General features: G+C 54.9%; 1 pseudogene. It reads left to right on the top strand.

The annotated features are described in order from the left end of the window. A pseudogene (locus H6B30_RS16090) lies at positions 1–462 on the top strand (DUF3945 domain-containing protein); the annotation flags it as partial. Between the last annotated feature and the right edge of the window lie 30 nt (positions 463–492).

The following is a 492-nucleotide window of genomic DNA, read 5'->3' on the forward strand; positions in this document are numbered from 1 at the left end:
GAAGTCATCCAAAAGGCCGTGGATGTGAACGGCGAAAAGACCCGGCAGTACCTCCAGCTTGACCCGGAAACGAAGTCCGTCATTCACCGCCGCGTAACTGAAATACGGCTGGAACAAAAGCTGAAGGACATGGAGAAGGTGAACGACATCGAGCTGGGCACGCAGCAGAAGCAACAGGTACGTGACGGCAAGCCCGTGGAACTCAATGTCGGCGGCGAGAAGGTGTCGGTCGGCGTTGACCTGAGGGAGCCGCAGGGCTTCAAAGTCATCAAGGGCGACCTGAAGGAATGGGAACGGCAGCAGAAGATTCGTTACGACGAGCTGCATCCCGAATACCTCGGACTGGTGCAGACCGACAACAACCGCTGGGAATACCGGAAGGTCGTGGACAGGCAGTCGCAGGAACGCGCCATGAAGCTGCATTCCCCAAAAGAAAATATCACTCAAAGTCTTAAACGCTAAATCCATCCGCTTATGGCGAAAAAAGCAGAA

It is taken from the genome of Marseilla massiliensis (assembly GCF_016899955.1).
GTDB classification, from domain to species: domain Bacteria; phylum Bacteroidota; class Bacteroidia; order Bacteroidales; family Bacteroidaceae; genus Prevotella; species Prevotella intestinigallinarum.